Below are 25,001 nucleotides of genomic sequence, written 5' to 3' on the forward strand. Positions count from 1 at the left end.
CTACTGGCTGATCCGATAGAACAGTGGCGGATACCCGGCCAACCGGGTCCAGAGCCACGCGTTGGTGGGGCCTTCAGTCAGATTTCGTCCGTGCAGCAATCTCTTTGACCTTTATCAACGTTCGTTCGAATTCGGATTTGAGATATTGCTCGTGCGCCAGGTCTGTTGGCTTCAGCAGAAATGCGACTTTCACGAAAAAACGGTTCAACAGCGAAGTAATTAAAAGATTGTCCGAATGTTTCGACCGGAGCGCCGTAAGTCGGCGACGCATCTCGATGAGATCAAGCGTTTCGTGGTCCGGCTGCTCTCTCAAGTGAAGCTCGCGCGACTGTCCAGCGTCGAAGTCGCTGCACCGAATATAATGGTGCGGCGACTTCGCTGGGGTGGAGCGGACAAGGACAATGTCCGTGTGCGCAAACCTAGTCCTCTAGCGCGCGGCCGCAATCACGGTCTGGAATTAAGCTTGATGTTCGTGTTGCAAGTTAATTCTGGAACTGAGCAGGGCGAACGATAGGAGGTGTTGAATTTCGGATGCACTGCCCGGGCTGTTCAATGTTGAGCGCAACGTGGACACTCCCCATCTGCTGCTTTGCCGAGCTGTCTTGCGAGTTCTTGTCTGAGGTCTTGCGTCTCCCAATGTGCACCATCGCTCCTGACGATCTTCTTGGCGCGCTCGAAGGCGTGGCTTTCGGCTGCATCGTCGCCGACGCGGACATCCTAAAGACGTTGGCCGTCTTCCGGGTCGGCCCCAGGCGATCATCGGCGGCTCGTGCGTGACGCGCTTCGTCTCTCGTCAGAGAGGCAAGCCGGTCCAATTGATTAGCTAATCCGGTGAGGGTCCTTGCGACGCTCTTCAACAAAATTGCTCGTTCGGTGTGGAAATAGCGGATGATTTAGCAAGGGCCCGTATTCAATCGCGAGTTCTTGACGTCGGGCAGTAACATACAACCAACGACCGGTCTGTCCGGTAGCGGACATACCCACCTGGCCTGAGGCCGGCTCGCGGCCTTGTAAATAGTAAAGGGAACTTAATTTGTTTAATTGATTTAAATTTCGCTCGGCTTAATATCCGCAGGCCACCAACCGGAGACAAGCATGCCAAGCGCCACAGAAGACGAGGATCGCCGCGAGTTCTTAAAGACCTGCGGTAGGTTTGCCGTCGTGACGCCTCCAGCGATGACGCTACTGCTATCAACATCGCTGACGTCTAACGCCATTGCGCGGTCTGGCGGGGGCAGCTCGCATGAGCACCACCACCACCACGATCATGACGACTAAGGCAGTGGCATTTCGATAGGCGGTGCCTTGGGCAACGCCGTAGACGATCATGCCGGCCTTACGCCGCCGTCGGCATGGAGTGGGCGGCCCTGGGGCGCTCCTTTAGCCCCCCTGCGCTCCAGGGCGCTTTCCACAGGCGCACGAGCCCGATCCGGGCGAACATCACCGGCGCGCCTCGCTCCGCGACCAGCAGCAGCACTTTCATTCTGGCCGATCGCCGACCGGCAGCCCACCTCGCTTGTTGGGCGCGAATCGGCGAACTGTATAGGCAGGCGTAGGCGTGCAACAGGCTGGGGGGCCGCTGGTGAGAAGGTGGACGCCGGAAGATCATCAGCGGCTGATCGCTATGGCCGCCGCAGGAAATCGACCCGACGACATCGCTCGCGCGCTGGGGCATGGACAGAACCGGCTGTGCGAGGTCGCGCGCATCTCCACAACATCCCCTTGCGATGGTGACGCAAAAGCGGAAGTGAACCGGAGTTGAGGCGGCCTCATTCTCGCGTAGGGGGGGACCTGATTGAGGAGCTGCGAGATCGCCGTGACAAGTTGGGCCGGGGCAAATGGCTTCTGCAACAGGATGCTGTTCGGGACGCCCTGGGACGCCCAATCGTCGGCCGCAGCGCCGGGCATGTAGATCACGGGAAACGTCGGCTCTCGTTCTCGAACCTGTCTGGCCAAGTCCCAGCCGCTGAGCGAGCCCATAAGGTTCACGTCCGCAACAAGCGCCCGATACTCTTTCATTCCGCTCTTAAAGAGAGTCAGAGCTATCGGTTTAATCGGCGAATGCATCGGCCCATCGCACCCGATGTCACCCGGGCCGAGGCCGAGCATTAAATCGGGCAAGTCCACACTCCCCAACGCCGGTTTGACCAAAGCAAGGCCACACGATGAAAACCGGAGGGCGGACTTTCGGCGACAGCGCACAGGGCTCCAATCCGTCGAGGCTCTTCGGGAAAGACGGACGGCGGCGCATCGCCCGGAAATCCGACGGAGCTGGCCCTCGCGGTTCGCGGGCCATTCAAAGCGGTCGTAGTGCCAGCGACTGCACGCTTCTCCCCCAAGCCCGCCACCAGGGCATCTCGACCACTCTCGACGACCTGACTTTGGTGGTTACAACCCTGGCGCTGCACGCCACGAACTCCGCCGCGCGCATCGAGCAGATGCCTGCCAGCGGATGCATCTTCGTTGCGGCGAATTCCCTTCCTTGTCGCGATCGTAAACCGCTTTGAGGCCGCGGCTTCGGCCTGTCTGACCCGCTCTCGTAACTCGATGAGCTGACGGTACTCGGCTTCCAGCGGGTCGCGATAGGAGAACTGGTGCACGATAGTTCGAACTTCCATACGACGAATATCGAATCATGGAAATCGAACCCGTTTTCAGGCACCCCCCCTAACTGGGGGTTCGGGAACAAAAATGCCCGATCGACGCGACGATATTCCGTCTCGGCAAGTTGGCAACGAATGTCACTCGGTAAGCTTGATGCTACCGAGACACGTTAAACTTGGAACTGCTGACCAGAAATGGATCTGCACGTGAGGCCGGCTAGCCACACGAACACGCGAGATCGAAGCTCCGAATACGGACGACGCCAAACCACGAACATAATACCGCAAATATTCGTAGTTGCGGCCACTTCTGTTTGAGCTGTGGAGAATAGTGAAAACCAGAAGAAATAAGAGCGCAGCTCGCATTTAATCCGACGCAGTGAGTCGGAGTCCCTGAAGTGCCGGACATTTGGTTTCCACTTCTCGCGACCGCCATCGTCGGCACACTCCTTTTCCTGGCGTTCCGACGATAGCCCGCCGTGTGGCAATAAATCCTCAGCGGCCGCTGAAATCGCGGTTCCCTACGTGATGCCTTTGACTGTGCATAAACAGGAAGGTTCACTTCCAAGACAGGAGGTGGACGTGAGTACCTGGTTGCTCATTTTTCTAGTTATTTTGAGCGTGGGCATTTTGATCGCACACGCTATCGACGCGATGCGCTCCTGAATCGCCGGACGTCACTTGCCATTTAATTTGATTTTCGTTGAAGAAGACCAAAATCGCGCATTTGTCTAATCGTAAGCGCTGCTCCGGCTCGAAATAGAGCGGCTGAGGGCTGAGGCTTCCCGCATCGCTCGTCAACGCGCGCAGTCGCGGCGGCCCAAGCACAACCCGAAATGCCGGGGCCGTAGACGGCGCTGGCGGTATTTTGTGCGATCGCGAGGTCCAAGGCTCGGCCTTGCCTGCGGGCGGCAGTCGCCTGGAATCCGTCGATTTTGCGAATTCGAAAACCGTGAGGCCCGAGCGGCAGGTCAGCAGCAATATCTTGCTTGCCGCTCGCAGCAATCGACGCGTGGCGATCCACCGAGGGAAAGCATACAGCGAATGTGCGAAAGCGAACAGACCTGATGGGTCAATTTGACTAGTCTCGCGGTGGTCCCAATTGCGGGCCACGTCTTTTGTGGCAGTACCATAGAGGGGCGTGCAATGGACGCTCGTGCGCGACTGGATGGTTGGCAATTCGCTCTGCACCAACATTATGAGGCACTCGCGTCTCAAGTATCCGAGCTTGAGACCCTTAGAGACCGAGTAGCTAAGGCCGAGCGCAGAATCGTCGGTGCGACACGCGAAACTAGAGCTGGGAAGGCGGTTTATGAGGGCAGCGCGGTCGGCCCGGCCAGCAACGCGATTATCTGATCAGCGTAACAGTCCGGGCTTTCAAGACTGACTTAGCTGCTACCCGCCCCAGCCGGGGGCCGGACTGTGGACATTCGTGATTACCAACCGCAATTTGAGCAGATGTCCCTCGATGAGTTGTGGGCTCTCTACACCGACGTCGATCAGATTCTCGCCGCGAGGATCGTTGCCAAAAAACAAGAACTCGACAGGCGACTCCAACAACTCCACCAAACTAATGGACCGGGCGGTTCATCAGAGCTCAATGTCCGCGCATCATCGTCGGGTCGCGACCGGCTCTGACAAGGGCGTCGCGCTTGCCGCACACTCCAAGGCGAACGAGGCTCCACACAGGTGATCGGGCCATCAATCAATGTCCGCCGGCGGTCGCTTCAGCTTGTGGCTGCACCTGTCGTCCTTGGCAACAGACCCAGAGACCGCAGCCCAGAACCAGCTGATGTCCATAACCCGGAGCAATGAAAATGCAACACCATAGCATCGCCGACGTCAGCTGCGTCATTCTTCAATGCCTGGATGCATATCAAGCCGCTGACGTTGAACCACTCGTGTTGAAGTGTTTCCCGGATATCGACCGGCACACGCTTTGGCAAGCATACAACTTAGCCTTGGTGGCATACACGTCAGGCACAGGCCTTCACCACCAACAAAAGGAAGCAGCAGCCGCTGCGATAAGTGAATTTGGAAAATGCACGGGTTGATCGATCGTCTTAATAAATTCCGTTCGGAGACCAAGCTCGACACGTCGATCGACGCTAACACCGGCGCGATTGTTGGCACACCCGAGGCGACCGGCGGCCGCTCAAAGCGTTGGGGTCTGAGCGCGTCAACTTGCGGAGCTAAGTTGAATCGCTTCAACAAAATTGGGTTCGTTCTGCACATTCCGAGTCTCCCTTCATCTCGCGGGCGGAGCCGCGCGCGAACATTCCAGTCCCAGTGCGCCATCTCCGCTCGGGCTCGCCTTGGGCTCAAAGCGGTGCTTGAGCAGCTCACGGGTGTGGTCGGCTGCTTGTGCAAGCCGGCTAGGCGGTCCCCACAGCTTTCCGCCTCCTTGGCGCGCCGCAGCAGCCTTGAACCGAGCGCGGCTATGTGCCTGCGCCAGAGAGGCAAAGTCGGACCAACTTATCCCGCCTTGCCTGCGAGCGACGAAGATACCGCTCGACCATCTTGAGGTCGTGGAACGTACGGAGGCCCGCGCCCGGTCGCAATGGTCGCCACGGCACTAGGGCCAGATCGCAGTCAGGCACAGTTCCGTACAATTCCGTCAGAAGCGCGCCAGCCACCGCGCGCGCCGCGGTGACATCGAGTTCGGCCTGCGCGATCGATCGCGCTTGCATCAGGTCGATCTGGCCGGGCATTGAGGCGATGATCGCGCGGGCGAGTTGATCGACGCGCTCGAGCCGATCAGAGCCGAACTGCGCTTGCGCGGCCAAACCATGGCGACGGGCATTTCGGCTCGCCCGCGACTTTCCAGCCGCGGATGCTGGGCCGGTGCTTCGTTTCGCGTTGGCGCGATTGGCGGCGCGTTGCCGGTCAGTGGTCATTGCTGGGCGGCTCCCGCAAACGCAACACGTCGGATGCAACAGCGTCCCGGTCCGGCTGCGCCGGCCGTTGCCCTTGCGTCTGCATGCGGCGGTAGAACGCAAGCCCCGCGAGTGCCCTGTCGCGCCGCGCGACCTTTGACGATTGTAACTGCTCGAGCACGAGCAATGTCGACAATGAATCGAGTACCGCCTCTGCCTCCAGGCAGAATTCGTTTAAGCCGGCCTCCTTGAGGACGGCTGCCACTTCGGCCCTTGCTTTCAGATCGCCACGTGACCAGCGCTCCACGAGAGCCACACGGTCGGCGTCGTTCACAGGGTGATGTTCTGCAAGGAAATTGTAGAGCGCCTGACGCTGGCGCGCCGCGATGACGTGAGAGGTGGCGCGCCGCAAGATTGTAGTCTGCCGATCGCTGTGCGCCAAATCCTCGGCGTACATTTCCTCGATCCGGTCGCGCGGCTTGAGGGCGGCCTTGACCTGACGATCATTCCCCTCGGCTTCATCGCCCCAGGCGCCCGGAAGCGCTCCTCCGTTGATCGAATCTGCACCGCGCGCGGGTCTAGACATCTTTGCCCTCCAACAGGGCAGCCAACAATTGATTGCATAGTCGCGAAGGCTCCTTTTCATGGAAGCTCTTGCGCTCCTGCAAGGAGAGGCCCCGCTTGGCGGCCTTCAGTCGTGTCAATCGATCAAGCGCCCGATCGAGCATCGCATCGCATTGACGTTCGTATTCCAGCTCGCGCGCCAGCACGTCCTCGGTGAGAAACTCAGCGGCCATCATCATCCGGACCTCCTCGCAAGGCGGCGCCAGTGCCGGCAGAAACTTCTTCTCGACTTCCCGGCGTAGAGCCTTGATCCATGCTTTGGTCGTCCTGAACTTATATCTCGGGCAATGTTCGCTGAGGTGACCCGTCACATGGCTGCGCAGGGACGCGAGCGCTATCTCCACCTCATGCGCTTCATGCGCGCGGTTCAGCATCTCCAGGAATACCTGCAGCCCCTGAGATTCGTCATACGCCGCATGCCTGGGGTCGAGCCGCGCGGAGTTCATGCGGGTTTTGAGCAGTCGCTGGTAGCTGTGCTTGCGCCAGACCCACTTGGTTATCGTTAGCACGCAGTCTTCTTCGTCCGCCCCGCAGGGCATGTGCTCGTTGGTCAACCGCATCAGCAGAAGCGCAAACTCAAGCGGATCTTCGCCGTCCAGAAACAAGAAATCCATTTACCTTTCTCCCCACTGATCAACATCGCTGAACTGACACAACTGGCGTCTCACCAGGCGCGGAGACGGGCTGCGACAGATGCGCAACGCCGCGCCGGTCCACGGCTGGATCAAACGGTTCGCCAACGATGGCCGCGAATGATGTCCGACGGCGGATCGATCAACGTCGTCGACCCACCTCGCCTGGATTCCATCATCGGTGTGAGGGTGCACAATCAAGGCCGCCGCGCGGCGGCCGTCGAAGGGCCGTTGCGAAACCCGCCGTGCGCGGCCGTGCCGAACAATATGGGAGCAATTGAGCTTTGATCGCGCGGTCATTTCCTTGCCTCTCGTAGAGAGAGAACTCGTCCGACCGAACGTCGGACGAGTTGTTTCCCGGAAACTCCCGTGGGAAAAAATGAGCCAATCCAAATCAAGCGGTCTTGGCTTCACCGAAAAGGTGACACGCCAGAAGTTAAAGCAGACCTAACGAGCGCCGACAGGGTCCGCGGCTGCGTTCTACTTTTCAACACCTATATGCGGCAGGGAGCATCCACACGGCAGCCCCTGCAAGTCCGAGACGGCGCGAACGCAAAGTTTGAACGGCGATACGATTGAAATGCTTGATTTCGCGCACCAAAATTGGGTTCGTTTTCGCATTTGAATTCCGGATGCGATTTCTGATGCTCCGAGCCTGCCGCTGCTCAAGCTGCGAGCTTCATGCGCGAACTACGACACCATGACGCTTCGCCTCGATCCTTAGTTTTCGAGTTCGCTGATTTCGTAGCCACACGCCCGGTCCGCCGCCGTTTTCGATGAACTCGACCCGGGCGAACTTGAGCGCTTGCCGAAGGGGCTGCTCGTTCACTGAAGTGACCGAAATTTCCCCATCAAGGGACTGCTCGCCGGATGGTCTTGCGGGGCTGTCAGACTAAGGCCGCCGCAATTTCCGTATCGATGAAGTCATCGCCTTTGAAGAGCAGGGGCTCACGTGGTCGTTGCCAACGCGTAAGCAAAGCAGTCGCCGAAATTCAGCTTGGCGGGATGTCCGCTGCCCTTGCCAAAATCACGGTAGCCTCACGCGCAATTCGTGCCTGAGGTTCAGTAACCGGCTCGATGGCAATCCGTGCTTCCTTAAGCAGATCATGGAAGCGTCGGCTGGCGATCGGATCGCGGCTTCCATCGATCACGAGTGCCGCTTCCAACGAAGTTGGCGGCCGACATGCAGCGCGGCGAATGGCTCTCGATCGCAAGTGCGGAGGCTTCCGCTTCGGGTTCGTCACGCAGGATGGCGACCAGCGCGGAGGTATCGATGATCATCGGGGCAGTCCACGATTATCGTAAAGGAGTTCGCTGTGATTGGCCGAGCGATAAGGTTCTTTCAAGCGCTTGGCACGGTCTGACCGATCTGCAGACGTCGGTCCGATAGCCGGGCGTCCTGCTCGCGGTGGACGCGCTCAAGGCGCTTGGGGAACGGCGGTCGTGACCGCGGCAGCCATGGGTTCACCGGTGCGCTGCGCGAGCTCTGCAGCCAGACGGGTTTTGATGTTCAAGCCCATTGGTACCTTCTACCATGTAAGTCATGCCATTCTACCCGACCGCGCGCAGCGACCGCACACCTAAATTCCAGGGCGTGGTCTGCGGGCTATTGGCGCGGTCTTTCCTCGGCTGCTTTCCGGAGGCGAACGCCGGGACCTCCTCCATTCGAGTCGATGAACTCGACGCCGGCCGACTCTAGGGCTCGGCGGATTGCCTGATCATTCGCCGCTGTCAACGAAGTATCTCCGTCGCTTACTTCCGCGCGGCGAATAGTATTGGCGCCAAGCGCCGAAGCCTCCGCAAGCTCAGCCGCGCTCCACCTCACCAATGCTCTACCGGCCCTGATCTGAGCGCTAGAAAGCTTGCTTTTCATGTTGACTTTAGCCTAAATGGGTTATATTTGCCCATATGGAGCGATTCGTGTAGGGAGCGATCTTGAATGAAATCCACCAGCTGGACAAAGCGTTTCGAAGACCGCCGCTCGTTCATCGGCGGGTCCGATGCTCGGATCATTATGGGCAACGACGCAGGCGCACTGCTCCGGCTCTGGCAGGAAAAGCGCGGCGAGGTCGAACCTATCGACCTGTCGGGCGATCTCATCGTCCAGCTCGGCACCGCGACCGAGCCCCTCAATCGCGCCTGGTACGAGCGCCAAACCGGCCGCGCCATCGAGCACGTTCAGCGGCGGGTATTCCACCACGTGCACAAGTGGATGGCCGCGACCCTGGATGGGCGGGTGCACCAAACCGGCGCGGTGTTCGAGGCCAAGTTCATGCTGCCCTGGAATTTCTCTGAGGAAGCGGCGGCCGACAAGCACATGGCGCAGCTCCAGCACAACATGTGGGTGGTCGCCGCCCGCGCCGCGGTGCTCTCGATCATCACCGGCGGCGGCAAGTGGCTGGAAATCGAGCTCCATGCCGATCCCCTGTACCAGCATCTGCTGCTCACCGCGGAGAAGAAGTTCTGGCGCTGCGTGCAAAATGGCGAGGCGCCGCAGCTGTTCGGCATCGAGCCGCCCCGGCCGCGGCTAGCGGCGGTGCGGGTGGTCGACATGACCGGCTCGAACGTCTGGGCGGAACTGGCCGCGCTCTATCGCCAAACCCGCGCCGCGGCGCTGGACCACGAACGGGCGAAAACCGAGCTCAAGGCACTGGTGCCGGAAGACGCCAAGGAGGCGAGCGGCCATGGCTTGCGGGCCAAGCGCTCCAAGTCCGGCGCGATCAGCTTCGAAGTGGTCGACGCCGCGTAAGCAGCCGGCCAGATCAACCGCGGGCCGCGGCTTGGCGCGGCGCCAGCTCCCCGCCTTCAGAGAGTCTGTCGATGCAGCCGCGCTTTGACTTTATCCATCTCGACCCCTCCTCGGATCCTCCGGAGCCGTATCAGGAAGCGTTCGAACTGCTCGGGGAGTTGTGGGCCAAACTCCACGGCTTTGAAGCGTCCTGCGCCCAAGACCACGTGCTGCTCGGCCTGGTCCGTCACCTAGAGCAGCAGCTGGTCGTCGCCGGAGTCGTCTTGGCGGTCCAGCTGGACGTCCTGAACAACCGATGATTTCAGCGGAGACGGCGATGCAGCGATGCAGCGAGACCATCAGCCAGATCGCCGGCGCGCTCGCCAAGGCGCAGGCCGAGCTGGACAACCCGGAGAAATCATTGACTGCCACGATCGCATCACCCTTCCCGCGCGAAGAGAGCCGCACCTTCCGCTACGCCTCGCTCGCCAGCGGTCTTGAGATCGTGCGCAAGTGCCTCACCAAGTACGGGATCGCGACCGTGCAAGCGACCGCGATTGATTCCGACACCGGCCTCATCAGGCTCACCACCACCCTACTCCACAGCTCGGGCGAATGGATCGCCTCCGACTGGCCGGTGTGCCCGGTCACTGAGACCGCCACCCCGCACCGGATGGGCGCCGCCCTGACCTATGCCCGGCGCTACGCGCTGTTCACGCTGGTCGGCATTGCCGGCGAGGACGATCTGGATGCGCCGGATCTGCTGGCTGGCCCGCCGCTCGCGTCGCTGACCGGACCCGTGGCAAAGCCGAGGCCGGTCAAAGGCGTTGTGAACCAGCCGCTGCGCGATGCGCAAGCATCGGCCGAGCTCCGGAACCGCCTGCTTGGCGAGCTGGGGTCACTCCCGAGCGGGGATGACCTCCTGAACTGGGCCAAGACCAGCCTGCCGCTCAAGAACACCCTCTTGGAGCGAGACGCTCGCGCAATTGAAGCCGCCTATCAGACGCGGCTCGAGGCGGCCGTCCCTTGCGAGATCAGCATCGCGCCGGACGAGCTTGCGCTCGGAGACCCGGTGCGGGCGGAACGATCTGTTGAGGTTGGCGCCGAGCGAGTTGGCGCGGCCGACGGCCAATCCAACCCCGAGCCAAGCATCGGGCTGGCCTTCCCCAAGGAAGCCTCTCGCAAGCGCAACAAGGCGCACCTCGCATTCGTGCGCGACCAGCCCTGTCTCATCTGCAAGCAGACGCCCTGCGATGCCCACCATCTCAAGTTCGCGCAACCACGAGCGCTCGGCCGCAAGGTCAGCGACGAGTTCACGGTGCCCTTGTGCCGCGCGCATCATCAACAGCTGCACCGCCATGGAAACGAAAGGGCATGGTGGTCGGAGGTACAGATCTCACCGCTGCCCCTTGCAAAGGAGCTTTGGGCAGCGAGCCCAGTCCATGAGCGTGCGACAGCGTCCGCCATACCACCTCCGCCGGCCTCAGGTCCGGGGACCACTGCACGATGACTCGGCCGCAATGTGGGGTCAGCGAAGCGAATGGCGCGAAGGATGGGGACTTAACCGCCGAGCGATCTTTTTGTGTCCTGCCATGGGTCGCGCGGCTGAACCTTACAGCCCAAAACCCCGGCCAATCTCCCGCATCAGTCTGAACGCGGCGTCAGTATGGCGGCCATAGAAGAGCGCGCGATCAAGCTGAGAAAAGATGCCCATTCCGAATAGCGCGATAGCAATGCCTCTAAGCATGGTTGTCGACCGGGTTGAACGATGCTGTTAAAATTCAAAACGGCCCCAGCCGCAGGATGGGGCCAACAGCGGGGCCGGCATTCCCATTTCAATGTGCCGCAATGGGCGGTAATCGGCACGGTCCCAGCTGGCCACATGAAAGCTAACGAATAGTTTCGCAACTCCCAAGCCGATCATGGTGCCTCCATTGGCTCCCTCGTTTCGCGGGTGCCAAGCCGACCAAGCAAGCAAAATCACCGTTCGGGAGCACGCCATGTGTTTGAGCGTTGTCGTCGCCGGCCAACGGCTCGACGACGGCACGCGGACCGCAAATGCCATTGCGGCCGCTAGGGTAGCTAACTCTCGCGATCATGGCGCGCCGATACCGCACGGAAGCGACGCTGTATGTCGCGCATTCGCTGTTCAGGACCTTAGGCCGAAACGAGCAGGATCGAGTTCGGGGCTATCCTGCCGCCATGAAAAACGAACGCGAGAAGGGCTGAGCGAAGCAGCGCCGTTTTATCAAGCCTCAGACCGAAAGGCTTGAGCTCACCGTACACGCGAGTGCTCAGCATTGAGGTCCAAACCGCTCGCTTCAGGTTTCGCGGAACGCGCGGGAGAGGCTGTCGAGGACAGGCTTCATGATGTACTCGAAAAACGTACGTTCTCCGGTCTTGATGTAAATGTCCGCGGGCATCCCGGGCGTCGGGATGAATTCAGGCATTTGCCTGAGAATATCGTCCTGGTCCAGGCGCACCCGAACAACATAGAATTCCCCACGCGTGTCGCCGTCGCGACGGGTTTCGGCCTTCCCCTGCACTTGCTCCGCCAAGGCGTCCGCTGACACGTAGATGACGCTCGCCCCGACCATGGGCGTGATGCGCTGGTTGAGCGCCGACAGCCGCACCAGCGCCTCCTGGCCTACGCTCACATGCGAAATGTCCTTGGGGTTCACATGTGCCTCGATGATGCGCTCGTCGCCAATCGGCAGGAGCTCAAGGATCACGGCACCAGGAGAGACCACGCCGCCCGGTGTATGGAAGTTGTTCTTCACCACAATACCTCGAACGGGCGACCGGACATCGACCCGATCGACCACATCCTGAGCGGCGCGAATCTGCTCCTCTCCGTCGTCCAGCTCGGCCTCGGTCTCGCGCAACTCCTTGATCGCCTCCCGAAGTGCCGTCGTGTGGAGCTGCGCTATTCGTTCGTTCGCCTGGGCGATCCGCTCCTTCGAATCGGCGATGCGGCCGAGATATTCGCCTAGCTCACCCCCGAGACCCGCCTCTGAGCGTCGCAACGCAAGCACATCCGACTTGCGGACCAACTGCTGGCCAAGAAGGGAATTCTTGTCCTTCAGCTCTTCGACGAACAAGGAAATTCGCTCTTTGGTGGACTGAACTTGCGCCTGATATCCGCGGATGCTTTCCTCCAGCCCAGCGATTTGCTTTAGGAGTACGCTTTCGTCGGTCACCAGACTTGCCCGGCGGGCCTGAAGCTCGGCACGTTGCCGCTCAAGAATCGCTTTGATTTCTGGATCACGTGCGTTCTCGCTGAATGCGGCCGGGGTTTCGATTGCGTCAGAAGAGCTCATTTCAGCTTCCAGACGCGCCTTCATGGCGAGCAGTCGATACTTCTTCAAAACCAGCCGTTTCAGCTTGGCGTTGGCAGCGGTATCGTCCATGCGAACCAGGACCTGGTTGGCCTCGACGGCATCCCCGTCCTTGACCGCAATCTCGCGGATGATGCCGCCCTCGAAGTGCTGGACAAGCTTGTTCTGCCCGGTAGCCACGAACGTACCCGAGGCGACGACCGCACTGTTGAGGGGAGCGACTGCGGCCCAAACGCCGAAACAGCCGAGCCAAACAACCAAGATGGCGAGGCCGGTGAAGATGGGCCATTTGGCGCTCAGCGGAACACCGCGGTACCACTCGCCGATGTCGTCCTTTACCGCTCTCATGCTGTCCTCCCGCGCTCGTCACCCGCCCGAGGATTCGATGCGTTGCGGCTGCTCCGGCTCATCACCGCCGGCCCTGGCGGGCGACCGAACCAGGCGATGCAACACCTCGCTCGGAGAGCCGAATGCTTCCGCGCGTCCGGCCCGCAGTATCAGCACTTTGTCAACACTGTTCAGTAGCGCCGGGCGCAGGGTTACGACCACGGCGGTGACCCCCCGCCTCTTGGCGCGCTGCAGGGTCTCGGTCAGAGCCTGCTCGCCCGCCGCGTCGAGATTCGAGTTGGGCTCGTCGAGCACGACAAGGGACGGATTACCGAAGAAAGCCCGGGCGAGCGCGATGCGCTGCTTCTGTCCTCCCGAGAGCGGCCCGCCACTGCGGTCGAGCACGGTCTCGTATCCTTGCTTCAACTGGCAGACCATGTCGTGAATTCCCGACAATATCGCCGCCTCATAGATGCTCTCGTCGGGCAAGTCGTCGCGCATGCGGCAGATGTTCTGCTTGATGGTCCCGGGAAATAGCTCGACCTCCTGGGGCAGATAACCGCTATATTCCCCGAACTGGCGGCGATCCCAATTGCGCAGCTCCGTTCCGTCCAGCCTGACCTTGCCGGCTGTCGGCACCAGACAACCCACCAGAATGCGCGCGAGCGTCGACTTGCCCGATCCGGACGGTCCGACAATGGCCAAAGACTCTCCGGGCGCGAGCTCGAGCGACACGCCATTGAGCACCGGCTCCTTCGAGCCCGGCGGCAGATACAAGACCCGATCAACGCTCAGGCGCCCTTGCGGTCTGGGCAAGCGCAGCTTAGGCGCCTCGCGCTGAAATGACTCGACGGCCTGCTTGACGCGGGCATAGGCCGATCGCGCCTGAACGCAGCTGCGCCATCCCTCAATCAAGCCCTCGAGCGGCTGCAGGGCGCGGCCGGCAATGATCGAAGCCGCGATCATCATACCCCCGGTGATCTCGGCGTGCAGGGCCAGATAGGCACCGGTACCAAGGATCGTGATCTGGGCCACGAGGCGGACGAATTTCGACGCACCGCTGATCCAGAAATTCCGGTCAAGGGCTTGGCTCTGCACCGTCAGCGCCGGCGCCTGCCGGCGCCCCCAGTGGAGAATGCTTTCGCTGAGCATTCCCATCGCATTGATCACCTGCGAATTTCGCGCCAGCGACTCCGCCGCCGCATCGGCCTCGGCGGCATGCAGGCCAGCCTCGCTCAGACGCTCCGAGGTCGCTTTCTGGTTGATCAGCGCAATAAGTGCCAGGACCAAACCCGATACGACTGCGATCCAGCCCAGATCTCGGTGAACGAGGAATATGACTGCGAAGTAGAGGGGCGAGAGGGGCGCGTCCATCAGTAAAAGCATGATAGGGCTCGAGATGAAGCCCCGCACCTGGTGAAGGCTGCGGATCGCCTGGATGGTTCCTCCCTCGCCGGCCCTGGCGTTGTTGATGCTGCTCGCCAGCACTGCGCCGCCCAGCACCGCTTCCATCTTGGTCGCAAGACGCCCCAGCACCTGCCGACGCAGAATGTCCACGATCGAGAGGACACCGATGAACGTCAGCGCGAGAGCCGAGAGCATCAGCAGTGTCTCGAGACTACGGCTCGTCAGCACGCGATCGGATATTTGAAAGAGGTAGATCGGCAACGTGAGCATCAGCAGATTCACAACGACCGAAAATGCTGCGACCGCTACGAGGTTGGTGCGCGCGACCGAACGCCAGGCGGCCAGCGCGTTGACAGGTCCGACATAGTCGCGGGCCTCGCCGCCGGGTGCGACGCGATGTTGAGCTCCGGAATGATGGTTGCGCGGCGGATCGTCCAGTGTCTCGACAGCTGCCATGTTTGCCTCCCACTAGAGGATGGCATCATGAGTTCCAACATGATCGATCGGAGTATTATCCACGATGTCGGGAGGCGGCGGCGCGGGTTTTTGGACGTCGGCAGCCAGCGGCGCCGAAACGTCTTGCGCCGATGCGGTGTCCGCCTGCGACACGGCAGTCTGGGAGGGCGCGATCTCGCTGCTGAGCGTGACGCCATAGTCTGTATACTGGGTTCCGTTGAACAGCGAATCTGCCGGCGGCGGTGGCGCATCGTTCAACGCGATCACATCGCCCGCGACGGCGGTCGTCGCCGCGGCATTTGAGGTGTCCGTCACGACGTTCTCCGGGGCAGTGGTGGCGGATGCCGAACTCTCGATCGGTGCGTCAGCGGTGGTGGCGAGCGCAAGAAGCGTGTCGGCCGATCCAGGAGTTTGAGCGCTGCTGGTGTCCGGCACGGCCGGCGCCACCGGTTCGGTCGCGGGGGTGCTGAGCGAGTCTCCGGTGCTGGTGAGCACCGGCTCGGTCGTGTCAGCGACGGGTGCCGCACTCGCCAAAGCATCGCCAGCCACGCTGCCCGTGTCCGCCGGTTGCGACACGTCGCTCGGCGCATCGGTCGGAGCCGCAGCTGTGGTGAGCGCCGGCTCGCTGATGTCCGCGACGGGCGCCGCACTGGCCAAGGCATCGCCAGCCACGCTGCCCGTGTCGGCCGGTTGCGACGCGTCGCTCGGCGCATCGGTCGGAGCCGCAGCTGTGGTGAGCACCGGCTCGGTCGTGTCCGCGACCGGCGCCGCACTCGCGAAGGCATCGCCAGCCACGCTGCCCGTGTCGGCCGGTTGCGACGCGTCGCTTGGCGCATCGGTCAGCGCGGTTGTGGTGAGCACCGGCTCGCTCGTGTCCGCGACCGGCGCCGCACTGGCCAAGGCATCGCCAACCGCACCGCCCGTGTCGGCCGCTTGCGACACGTCGCTCGGCGCATCGGTCAGAGCCGCAGCTGTGGTGAGCACCGGCTCGCTCGTGTCCGCGACCGGTGCCGCACTCGCCAAAGCATCGCCAGCCACGCTGCCCGTGTCGGCCGATTGCGACGCGTCGCTGGTCGCATCGGTCGCAGCCGCAGCCGTTGTGGTGAGCGCGGGCTCGCTCGTGTCTAGGACCGGCGCGGCACCCGCAAGACCATCGCCAGCCACGGTCCCAGTGTCGGCCGGATGCGACACGTCGCTGCTCGGATTGGTCAGAGCGGCAGCCGTTGTGGCGAGCACCGGCTCGCTCGTGTCAGGGACCGGCACCGTACTCGCCAGAGCATCGGCAGCCACACTACCCGTGTCGGCAGGTTGCGACAGGTCGCTCGGCGCATCTGCCAGAGCGGCAGCCGTTGTGGCGAGCGCAGGCTCGCTGGTGTTAGCAGCGGGCGCCGCACTCGCCAAAGCATCGCCAGCCACGCTGTCCGTGTCGACGGGATGCGACACCTCGCCGGCCGGATTGGTCAGAGCGGCAACTGTTGTGGTTAGCACAGGTGCGCTCGTGTCAAGGACCGGCGCGCCACTCGCAAGTGCATTGCCAGCCACATCGGTGGGCTGTGATACATGACCAGGGGCACCGTTACCGGTGATCAGTTCCGCCTCCGCGATCTCAAGGGGTGATGCTGAACTATCAAGCGTGTCAGTTCCCGTGCTTTCCGATGCAACCGTTTGCGACAACGCGGTCGACTGAGTGTCTGGACCCGTCGTCTGGTCAACCACCTCGTTGCTCACCGTGCTCACGGTGTCGATCGCCGTCGCAAGCGCCGGCGGCACCGTAGCCTCGACCGGCGCAATTGTTCCAACCACGTCATCGGGCAGCGTGCTCGCAGTGTCGGCCAGAGTCGATAGCGTCGGCTGCGCCGCCGACTCGACCGGCGCAATCGCGCCGACCACGTCGTCGGGCAGCGTGCCCGCGGTGTCGGCGAAGGTCGTGAGCGTCGGCTGCGCCGCCTCGACCGGCGCAATTGCGCCAACCACGTCGTTGGATAGCGTGCTGACGATGTCGGTCGCCATCGCCAGCGCCGGCGGCACCGCCGCCTCGATCGGCGCAATCGCGCCAACCACGTCGTTGGGCAGCGTGCTGACGGCGTCGGTCGCCGTCGCGAGCACCGGCGGCACCGTCGCCTCGACCGGCGCAATTGCGTCAACCACGTCGTGGAATAGCGTGCTGACGCTGTCGGTCGCCGTCGCGAGCACCCGCGGCACCGTCGCCTCGACCGGCGCGATCGCGCCAACCACGTCGTTGGGCAGCGCGCTGACGGTGTCGGTCGCAGTCGCCAGTGCCGGCGGCACCGCCGCCTCGATCGGCGCAATTGCGCCAACCACGTCGTTGGGTCTCGTGCTCACGGTATCGGTCACCGTGGCGAGTGCCGGCGCTACCGCCGCCTCGACCGTCTCAATCGCGCCAACCATGTCGTTGGGTAGCGTGCTGACGCTGTCAGTTGCCGTCGCCAGTGCCGGCGGCGCCGCCAACTCGACCGGCGCAATTGCGCCAACCACGTCGCTGGATAGCCTGCTGACGCTGTCGGTCGCCGTCGCCAGGGTCGGCGGCACCGCCGTCTCGACGGGCGCAATCGTTCCAACTACGTCGTTAGGCAGCGCGCCGACGCTGTCGCTCGCTGCCGCCAGTGCCGGCGGCACCGCCGCCTCGACCGGCGCGATTGCGCCAACCACGTCGTTGGATAGCGTGCTCACGGTGTCGGTCGCCGCGGCGAGTGCCGGCGGTACCGCCGCCTCGATCGGCGCGACCGCCTCAACCACGTCGTTGGGCAGCGCGCTGACGGTGTCGGTCGCCGTCGCCAGTGCCGGCGGCACCGCCGCCTCGACCGGCGCAATCGTTCCAACTACGTCGTTGGGCAGCGCGGTGACGCTGTCGCTCGCCGTCGCAAGTGCCGGCGGCACCGCCGCCTCGACCGGCGCCATTGCGCCAACCACGTCGTTGGGCAGCGCGCTGACGGTGTCGGTCGCCGTCGCGAGTGCCGGCACCACAGCCGCCTCGAGCGGCGCGATCGCGCCGGCCTCGTCATCGGATCGCGTGCTGACGGAGTCGCTCGTGGTCGCGAGCGCCGGCGGCACCATCGCCGCGACCGACGCAATCGTGCCGGCCACGTCGTTGGGCACCGTGATGACGATGTCGCTCGCCGTCGCGAGCGTCGGCGGCACCGCCGCCTCGACCGGCGCAATCCCTACCACCACGTCATTACTAAGGCCGCCGAGCATTCCAAGCGCGGGAAAGGAGTTGACGATCGACGGGCTAAACGAGTCGCAAAGCACATTAGACCCAACGGATTCGAGCGTTGACTCACCGGGCAATTGAGTGCTTCCGAGGTCGGAATCCGCTGAAAGCGAGTTGACGCGACTGACGCAACTAACGTCGGCTGAGGCGTGAGCATGGTGCTTGCAAAAATCGACCTCGTCGCCACTCCCACCCCCACCCCCAGAGTTCGCAGTAGCGACTGCTTCGCCACGAGCGGTGCTCGGTCTGGGCGCGTCTTCATGCGGCTCCGCCAGGAGCCCGGTCGGATCGAGCTGAGCCACATGCGTGTCCCACGAGGCGGCCGGCCCTTTTGGCCTCTCATCCTCCGCGCCCGGTTTCGCGGGATCGCTCGCAGGCAGCTCGTCATTTGTCCCTTGCGGCCCCGCACCTGCTTGAGCGGCTGTCGCGTCTTCTTGCTTGGCCAGCGCAGATTTGAACGGGGCGGCAAGAAACTCCTCGCAGGCAACTAGCTGGGCAATAAAGAACGACCGGGTCAAGAAACTGAAAGAGCCGGATCGCTTGTCGGCGCGCTGCACTCCGGCTTCGAAAATCTTCCGCTCTTGTTCGAACAATTCGCGCTTTTCTACCTGGTGCATGACCGCCGCCTTTCTTGATCAAAAATCACCCTCGCCCGGCAGCATTCACCGCCAGGCGAGTCTCTTCGGCATGTCAGGCGTCCGTGTCGTGCGACGTATCCGTCGCCGTGTCGAAATGCCCTACGTCGAAGTAATCCATTGGGCCCATCAAACCGATGGCGTATTCGAGCGCATCGTCGCAAGACATCGAAGCTAGCGCGCCGTGTATGTCACCCGAATGATCTGGACCGTGCGAGCTGAAATCACCCGCGAACTCACTATGGGAGAAGTCGAACTTGGCCAGCGCGTCACCCGGACTGCGATCGGTGTCGCCCCTGCTGCCATCGTCAGCCGGCTCGAGATCGCAATGGTCCTTGGGCTGGTATTCGCCGTCGTTGGCGTCCTTCCAGCCCCCATCGTGCTCTGGGTAGTCGCCCTTGGGGTAGGCGCCGCTAAGCTTGGCATAATTGTCCTTGCCGTCGCCGTTCTTCGAGCAGTCGTCGTCAGCGCTGTGATCGTCGTTCCATTTTGACAGCCTGCCGTCGTCATAATCGTCGGGCTTGGTTGACGTGCATTGCTCGGGTGGGGCGCCCTTTATCAGCCCGAGAATGCTCGTAACACTGCTCAGGATAGACATGGCTTCGCTCCTCGCTTCAGCTTTGCGACAGTCGCGGGCACGTGCGTCACGCGCGCGTGCCCTGCCCGGATCACCGCGCCATCACCCCTACTGTCGCCGAAGCACGCCGATGGATGCAGCGGCGAAAAAACAATTCACGCGTCATTCGAGCTGCCGGCGCATGGCCACAAGCTCTCTCCGGATCCACGCCTTGACGGTTCCGACAGGAACCCGGAGGTATTCGGAAATCTCCTCGTGCGTGCGCCCGTCGACGATCGCCAGAAGCAGGCTCGCGCGGCGCTGTGGCTCGAGTTGATCGAGCATGGTTCGCAGCGTCATGCTGTCTGGGATACAAGAGGCAGGGTTCGGAGCGGCCTGCTCGCGCGCGCAAATGGCATTCAATGCATCGTCCTCGAGCGCGAGTTCGCGCCTGGCGTTCTGCCGCATCTTGAGCGCCGTGTTGCGGACGATCGCGTAAATCCAGCCCCGGGCGGATCCTCGTGCAGGATCGAAGTTTTTCGCATATCGGAGAATCTGCGCGAATGCGTCGTGGATGACGTCCTCGGAACGCGATCTGTCGTGCACGATACGGTGCGCCATCGCGCGCAACTGTTCCTTCTCCCGCGCGTAGATCTGGCCGACGGCAGACTGCGATCCGGAGGCGCACTCAAGCAGAGCTGTTTCGTAATTAAGAGCCGTCTCGCCAGTGAGATAGCTGTCATGGCGCGCTACGCCGCAGCGAGACCTTGCCTTTGTTAAATCGAGGCACTGATGGGGCATGGTCGAAGTCACCCCTCATAAGGCAGAGCAGATGCGCGACATTTTCACGCACAGGGCCTGCGGCATTTAATATCGCGCATTTAATTCATTTAAATGATCGGTTTTAACAAAATACGAAATCGCTGTCGGCGAACTCAAGTCAGCAAGCATCGACTTCGTTCCCGGAAGTTTTCAAAAATTTTTTTCCCAATCGCCAAAGGGTGACGTGGTCGTCAGAGTGCAGGCGGACCATAGCACGTCGTTCTCGGCTGCTAGGTGAGCCGCTGAGAGGAGCAACGTAAGTCCTCGAGCCAACTTCCAAAATGGAGAGCGTCAACATCGTCGCTAGTCGCGTTTATAACTTCAGAGCACGCATCGGATCCGACCACCATGTAATGCCATCGAGGGACATTCGAAGCACCTTCAACACGCTATGTGACAGGACGTGACAGGGCGCGGCGACTTGCGCAGCTTCCGCGATGAGTGCAGCGATCGAAACAAGCTAAGGCGCTTCTTGGGCCGAGCTCGCCACATGGCGCGTCATCGCGCTTTCCTTCGAAGGCGCGATGTCGCATCTCAGCCGCGCAGAACATCCAGCAGACCAGACCGTCCAACTCACTGTGACGAAGCCGCCACCGAGTCCCACTTTAAAGCGCCTTGCACACGACGCTGCAGAACGCGATACAACAAGCGTCAAACACGTGCCGCTCACAAAATTTACGCGACCGTGCATCCAGATTGGCGTCTCGCACCTAGTGATGACGTGGCAACAGTTACATCAATGTTCCGCCACTTACATCGAAAGGAGACCAACATGCTGGAGATGACCAAACTTGCTCACCCTATCGAACTGTCTGATGAGGAGCTCGACCTCGTGGCCGCCGGCACCGGCGGCTGTGGCTGCCAGGATGGCGGATCACTGATCCGAACTGGCGACATCAATGTGCTCAGCGGAAACCAAGTTCAGGTTGGCCTGCTGTCCAAGCAGTCCCAAGTCTTTATTGGGTAAAGGCGGGATGCATCGGCGAACCGCTTCTCCAACAGGGGAAGCGGTTCTCCGGTAGCCATCCGCAGTCTTGTTTTGGCGGAAAGATACTCCGCGCAGCGCTTCAGTAAGGTGCGTCCATGGCGAACCGACCAACTCTGTTTCGTAAGGAAGCCGTCGACTTTTTGCATCAGCGCCACACCTGGGGTGAGGTCGTATTGCTGCAGCCGCTGTCGAGCACACTTCTTAGCTGGAGCCTTGCGGCGCTCGTTGTATTCATTTTGTGTTTTCTCTCCATCGCGCAATACGCCCGCAAGGAGACCGTCTCCGGGTATCTGACGCCGACCTCCGGCACAGCTAAGATTTTCATATCACAACAGGGCTTCATCAAGGCGATACACGTGAAGGAGGGGCAAGAGGTTGCGGGGGGCGACCCGCTCCTGACCATAGTTACTTCCCAAATCACGGCCAATGGCGATGACGTCAATGCGACCGTACTTGCGGTGCTGACGCAGCAACGCAATGTGGTCGAGCGACAGATCGATGCCGAAGATCGCCGAACCGCCTCAGAACGGGATCGCCTCGGTTCCACGATCAAGGGGATTGAAGGAGAGATTATCCAACTCGAGGACCAGCGGAACATCCAAAACGAGCGACTGAAACTTTCCGAGAGCTTCGTATCAACGGGCGCTAAGCTAACCGCGAGCGGCGCATTACCAACGATTGAGCTCAAGCGCCGCGAGCAGGCCGCACTTGAGCAAAAGCAGAGTGTGGTGTCGCTCGATCAGCAGATCACCGCGCGACACACCCAGTTGACAGACGCTCGGCATACACTCGAGCAACTCCCAACCATCGCCGCAGAGAGGATCCGAGGACTGCGTAATGAACTGTCCTCGATCGAACAGCGCGTGGCCGAAGTGAATGGGCGGCAGGCTTACGTTATCAAGGCGCCAACGAGTGGGCGCGTATCGACGCTGCAGGCGACAATAGGCCAAATCGCAGATCCCCGGCATATGCAGCTCGAAATCATTCCCGTTGATGCGCCCTTGCAGGCCGAGCTGTTCTTTCCGACACGCGCGTTTGGTTTTGTGCGTCCCGGCCAGCAGGTTCGGATACTTTACGATGCATTTCCTTATCAGAAATTCGGCACCTACCGCGGCAGCGTGACCAACGTCTCTCACACCATTCTGACCGGCAACGAAACGACCGGGCCGATCGCCCTCAAGGAACCGGCTTACCGTGTGACTGCGGCTCTCGAGCGGCCCGACATCGACGCCTATGGCCGTAAGATGCCGCTTCAGCCGGACATGCTGCTCAGGGCCGACGTGATCCTCGAGCAGCGGTCCCTGATGAGCTGGCTGCTTGATCCGGTGTTAAGCGCAAGGATGTAGCCCATGCAGGGACTATTGAATTTCAGCGGACGCAGATCCCTCCCGGTCATCCGGCAGACGGAGGCGACGGAATGCGGGCTCGCATGCCTCGCCATGGTGGCGTCTTATCATGGTCATCGAACTGACTTGAACAGCCTGCGGCGGCGGCATCCAGTGTCCCTAAAGGGCGTCACTCTCCGCGACCTCATGCAGATAGCAGCTCACCTTGGGCTGTCATGTCGGCCGCTGCGAATCGAGATCGGCCATCTCTGCCAATTGCGTCTGCCGGCTATTCTGCACTGGGACATGGCTCATTTCGTTGTACTGAAAGCGTACAGGAGGAAAGGGATCGTGGTGCACGATCCGGCAGCCGGCGAGAAATGGTTTCCCCTCACTGAAGCATCAAGACATCTTACCGGGGTCGCGCTCGAACTCTCGCCTACTGAAACGTTCTGCCGCACAGATGAGAGAATGCGATTGCCGTTCTCGGTTTTCTGGAGCGGAATGAACGGAAGCAATTATGCTCTGGCCCAAATACTAGTTCTGTCAGTGGTCATCGAATTGCTTCTCCTCGCCGCCCCTTTCTATATGCAGCTCACGGTTGACGAGGTCATCGCCAGGGGAGATGTCGATCTCCTGGTCGTACTCGGGCTAGGATTCGCGCTCCTTCTCCTGATACGGATCGCCTCGACCGCAACCCGCTCCTTCATTATTCTCGTTCTGCAAAACACGTTGAGCTTTCAAATCGGCGCGCGGCTGTTTCATCATTTGGTGCGCTTGCCGCTCTCATTCTTCGAAAAGCGGCACATCGGCGACATCCTGTCACGCTTCAATTCGATCGAGCCCATCCGCAACGTGCTCGCGGAGGGATTGATCACGGGGTTGATCGACGGTCTCATGTCGGTGTTGATGCTGGTGTTGATGTTCACCTACAGCATCCAGCTCGGACTTGTCGTCCTGCTGGCGTTCGCGTTGTATGCCGCCCTGCGGCTCGCTCTCTTCGGGATGTTCCGACAACGGAGCGAAGTGGCCATTCACAGCAAGGCAGACGAGAACTCCACCTTCATCGAAACCGTGCGAGCGGTGCAAAGCCTAAAGTTGCTCAACCGAGAGAACGAACGGGAGGGCCAGTGGCTGAATCGCTATGCTGCGTATATTAACGCCAACGTGCGGCTAGGCCGGGCCAGGATCAGCTTCAAAGCGATGAACGACACGATATTCGGCTTGGAGAACGTAATCACGATCTACCTCGCCGCTCGTCTCGCACTGGACAACCTCATCACGGTTGGAATGATATTCGCGTTCGTCAGCTACAAGCTGCAGTTCGCTGAGCGGACAGCGCTGTTGATCGAGAAGCTGGTAGATGTCCGCATTCTCGGACTGCACCTGGAGCGTCTCGCCGACATTGCGCTCACCCCGCTCGAGCGCGGGCACCACCTGGACCTGTCGTATATCCGGCAGATTCGCGGCGCGATCGAACTGCGGAACGTGTGCTTCCGGTATGCAGAAGGAGAGTCTCTGATTCTTAACAACGTCAATCTGTGCGTTGCTCCCGGACAATTCGTGACGATCATGGGACCATCGGGCTGCGGCAAGTCGACTCTTGTCAAGATTATGCTTGGGCTGCTCGAGCCAACGAGCGGAGAGGTTCTGATCGACGGTCTTCCGCTAGGCCAGATTGGACCGCGCGCTTATCGCGAGCAGATTGGCGCGGTGATGCAGGAGGATCAATTGCTGTCGGGATCGATTGCCGACAATATCTGCTTTTTTGATACAACCTTCGATCTGCAAGCGATGATCGATTGCGCGCGGATTGCCGGCATCCACGACGACATCATGGCAATGCCGATGAGCTACAACAGCCTCATCGGTGACATGGGAAGCTCGTTGTCTAGCGGGCAGAAACAGCGAGTATTGCTTGCGCGCGCGCTCTATCGCCGACCAAAGATCCTGTTTCTCGACGAGGGCACGGCACATCTCGACACCGAGAAGGAAAAGGAAATCAATGCGAATCTCCGGCACCTTAGTATGACTCGCGTGAGCGTAGCGCACCGACCGGAAATTACCCATGGAACAGATATGATCATCCATCTTGCCGCGGCGGCCAGACCGTTTCGGGCCGGAATGACGAGCCTCAGACGAGAAGCGGGGCCTGCGCAAGATGTCGGCGTCACCGGGTTTGCCGCCGAAGGTGCGAAATCGGCCGAGACCGGCCACGATGACTGCCCCGGTGCCCCCACGGGCGATTGCTCGAAGCGCGATAGTGACTGGAAAGACGCCAAGGACGACGACTGCCATTCACAGAAGGACTGCTGCCAGCCGCGGAAAGACTGCAACCCCAAGCCGTCCGACGACTGTGGCAAAGCCGACAACCCCGGTGAAGCGCTGGCCAGGATCGACTTCTCACGATGCTGATTCGGCTCGCGCAGTCCGGATCCTTCGCGTGACATGC

Annotated in this window: 20 protein-coding genes and 1 pseudogene; 9 read left to right on the plus strand and 12 right to left on the minus strand. The window is 61.3% G+C overall.

Annotated elements, in window-relative coordinates; all coding sequences use genetic code 11:
• Positions 1–73: 73 nt before the first annotated feature.
• On the minus strand, positions 74–313 hold the full coding sequence (locus tag IVB07_RS29620) for a hypothetical protein (protein WP_247363666.1): 240 nt from the start codon (positions 311–313) through the stop codon (positions 74–76).
• A 782-nt stretch (positions 314–1,095) separates the two neighbouring features.
• On the opposite strand from IVB07_RS29620, the gene IVB07_RS40780 reads away from it, so the two are divergent.
• Complete coding sequence (locus IVB07_RS40780) at positions 1,096–1,278, plus strand: hypothetical protein (RefSeq protein ID WP_346658304.1); 183 nt, start codon at positions 1,096–1,098, stop codon at positions 1,276–1,278.
• Between the two features lie 516 nt (positions 1,279–1,794).
• Here the strand turns inward: IVB07_RS40780 and IVB07_RS29625 are convergent.
• Together IVB07_RS29625 and IVB07_RS29630 are read right to left on the minus strand one after the other, a co-directional pair.
• Positions 1,795–2,043: pseudogene (locus IVB07_RS29625) on the minus strand (response regulator); the annotation flags it as partial.
• A 1,166-nt stretch (positions 2,044–3,209) separates the two neighbouring features.
• Positions 3,210–3,800 (minus strand): hypothetical protein, encoded by a 591-nt coding sequence (locus IVB07_RS29630; RefSeq protein WP_247766791.1) that lies wholly within the window; start codon positions 3,798–3,800, stop codon positions 3,210–3,212.
• A gap of 225 nt (positions 3,801–4,025) precedes the next feature.
• On the opposite strand from IVB07_RS29630, the gene IVB07_RS29635 reads away from it, so the two are divergent.
• Entirely contained in the window at positions 4,026–4,241 is a 216-nt protein-coding gene (locus IVB07_RS29635; protein WP_007595450.1) for a hypothetical protein, read from the plus strand.
• Between the two features lie 800 nt (positions 4,242–5,041).
• Here the strand turns inward: IVB07_RS29635 and IVB07_RS29640 are convergent.
• The 3 genes from IVB07_RS29640 to IVB07_RS29650 all read right to left on the minus strand — a co-directional run bounded on the left by IVB07_RS29640 (position 5,042) and on the right by IVB07_RS29650 (position 6,717).
• Positions 5,042–5,389: a hypothetical protein gene (locus IVB07_RS29640; RefSeq protein WP_247766792.1), complete on the minus strand. Its 348-nt coding sequence runs from the start codon at positions 5,387–5,389 to the stop codon at positions 5,042–5,044.
• Between the two features lie 100 nt (positions 5,390–5,489).
• A complete protein-coding gene (locus IVB07_RS29645; protein ID WP_247363675.1) occupies positions 5,490–6,065 on the minus strand; it encodes a hypothetical protein in 576 nt (191 codons plus the stop codon).
• Positions 6,058–6,717, minus strand: a complete 660-nt coding sequence (locus IVB07_RS29650; RefSeq protein ID WP_247363677.1) for a hypothetical protein — start codon at positions 6,715–6,717, stop codon at positions 6,058–6,060. The genes IVB07_RS29645 and IVB07_RS29650 overlap by 8 nt, the downstream gene beginning before the upstream one ends.
• A 138-nt stretch (positions 6,718–6,855) precedes the next feature.
• Between IVB07_RS29650 and IVB07_RS29655 the strand changes: the two genes are divergently transcribed.
• On the plus strand, positions 6,856–7,023 hold the full coding sequence (locus IVB07_RS29655) for a hypothetical protein (RefSeq protein ID WP_247363679.1): 168 nt from the start codon (positions 6,856–6,858) through the stop codon (positions 7,021–7,023).
• 816 nt (positions 7,024–7,839) lie between these two features.
• Here the strand turns inward: IVB07_RS29655 and IVB07_RS29660 are convergent.
• Positions 7,840–8,016, minus strand: a complete 177-nt coding sequence (locus IVB07_RS29660; protein ID WP_247766793.1) for a type II toxin-antitoxin system VapC family toxin — start codon at positions 8,014–8,016, stop codon at positions 7,840–7,842.
• 658 nt (positions 8,017–8,674) lie between these two features.
• On the opposite strand from IVB07_RS29660, the gene IVB07_RS29670 reads away from it, so the two are divergent.
• The 3 genes from IVB07_RS29670 to IVB07_RS29680 all read left to right on the plus strand — a co-directional run bounded on the left by IVB07_RS29670 (position 8,675) and on the right by IVB07_RS29680 (position 10,973).
• Positions 8,675–9,484, plus strand: a complete 810-nt coding sequence (locus tag IVB07_RS29670; RefSeq protein ID WP_018458885.1) for a YqaJ viral recombinase family protein — start codon at positions 8,675–8,677, stop codon at positions 9,482–9,484.
• 71 nt (positions 9,485–9,555) lie between these two features.
• Positions 9,556–9,783 carry a hypothetical protein gene (locus IVB07_RS29675; protein WP_018458884.1) on the plus strand — a complete coding sequence of 76 codons (228 nt, stop codon included), beginning with the start codon at positions 9,556–9,558 and terminating at the stop codon, positions 9,781–9,783.
• A 17-nt stretch (positions 9,784–9,800) separates the two neighbouring features.
• Positions 9,801–10,973, plus strand: a complete 1,173-nt coding sequence (locus IVB07_RS29680) for an ERF family protein (RefSeq protein ID WP_247368007.1) — start codon at positions 9,801–9,803, stop codon at positions 10,971–10,973.
• Between the two features lie 811 nt (positions 10,974–11,784).
• Here IVB07_RS29680 and IVB07_RS29685 read toward each other — a convergent pair.
• From IVB07_RS29685 to IVB07_RS29705, 5 genes are all read right to left on the minus strand, one after another.
• Entirely contained in the window at positions 11,785–13,149 is a 1,365-nt protein-coding gene (locus IVB07_RS29685) for an HlyD family type I secretion periplasmic adaptor subunit (protein WP_247295615.1), read from the minus strand.
• 18 nt (positions 13,150–13,167) lie between these two features.
• Positions 13,168–14,991 carry a type I secretion system permease/ATPase gene (locus IVB07_RS29690; RefSeq protein WP_018458879.1) on the minus strand — a complete coding sequence of 608 codons (1,824 nt, stop codon included), beginning with the start codon at positions 14,989–14,991 and terminating at the stop codon, positions 13,168–13,170.
• A gap of 12 nt (positions 14,992–15,003) precedes the next feature.
• On the minus strand, positions 15,004–18,183 hold the full coding sequence (locus tag IVB07_RS29695) for a hypothetical protein (protein WP_247766794.1): 3,180 nt from the start codon (positions 18,181–18,183) through the stop codon (positions 15,004–15,006).
• Positions 18,184–18,913: 730 nt separating this feature from the next.
• Positions 18,914–19,456 carry a hypothetical protein gene (locus IVB07_RS29700; RefSeq protein WP_247295619.1) on the minus strand — a complete coding sequence of 181 codons (543 nt, stop codon included), beginning with the start codon at positions 19,454–19,456 and terminating at the stop codon, positions 18,914–18,916.
• 141 nt (positions 19,457–19,597) lie between these two features.
• Positions 19,598–20,215 carry a sigma-70 family RNA polymerase sigma factor gene (locus tag IVB07_RS29705; RefSeq protein WP_247295621.1) on the minus strand — a complete coding sequence of 206 codons (618 nt, stop codon included), beginning with the start codon at positions 20,213–20,215 and terminating at the stop codon, positions 19,598–19,600.
• Positions 20,216–21,008: 793 nt separating this feature from the next.
• On the opposite strand from IVB07_RS29705, the gene IVB07_RS29710 reads away from it, so the two are divergent.
• The 3 genes from IVB07_RS29710 (at position 21,009) to IVB07_RS29720 (ending at position 24,964) form a co-directional block, all read left to right on the plus strand.
• Positions 21,009–21,203, plus strand: coding sequence for a hypothetical protein (locus tag IVB07_RS29710; RefSeq protein WP_157643074.1), 195 nt, complete (start codon positions 21,009–21,011; stop codon positions 21,201–21,203).
• Positions 21,204–21,319: 116 nt separating this feature from the next.
• Positions 21,320–22,570 (plus strand): HlyD family efflux transporter periplasmic adaptor subunit, encoded by a 1,251-nt coding sequence (locus tag IVB07_RS29715; protein WP_247295623.1) that lies wholly within the window; start codon positions 21,320–21,322, stop codon positions 22,568–22,570.
• A gap of 3 nt (positions 22,571–22,573) precedes the next feature.
• A complete protein-coding gene (locus IVB07_RS29720; protein WP_247295626.1) occupies positions 22,574–24,964 on the plus strand; it encodes a peptidase domain-containing ABC transporter in 2,391 nt (796 codons plus the stop codon).
• Positions 24,965–25,001: the final 37 nt, after the last annotated feature.

Source organism: Bradyrhizobium sp. 172 (assembly GCF_023101065.1).
Taxonomy (GTDB): Bacteria; Pseudomonadota; Alphaproteobacteria; order Rhizobiales; family Xanthobacteraceae; genus Bradyrhizobium; species Bradyrhizobium canariense_D.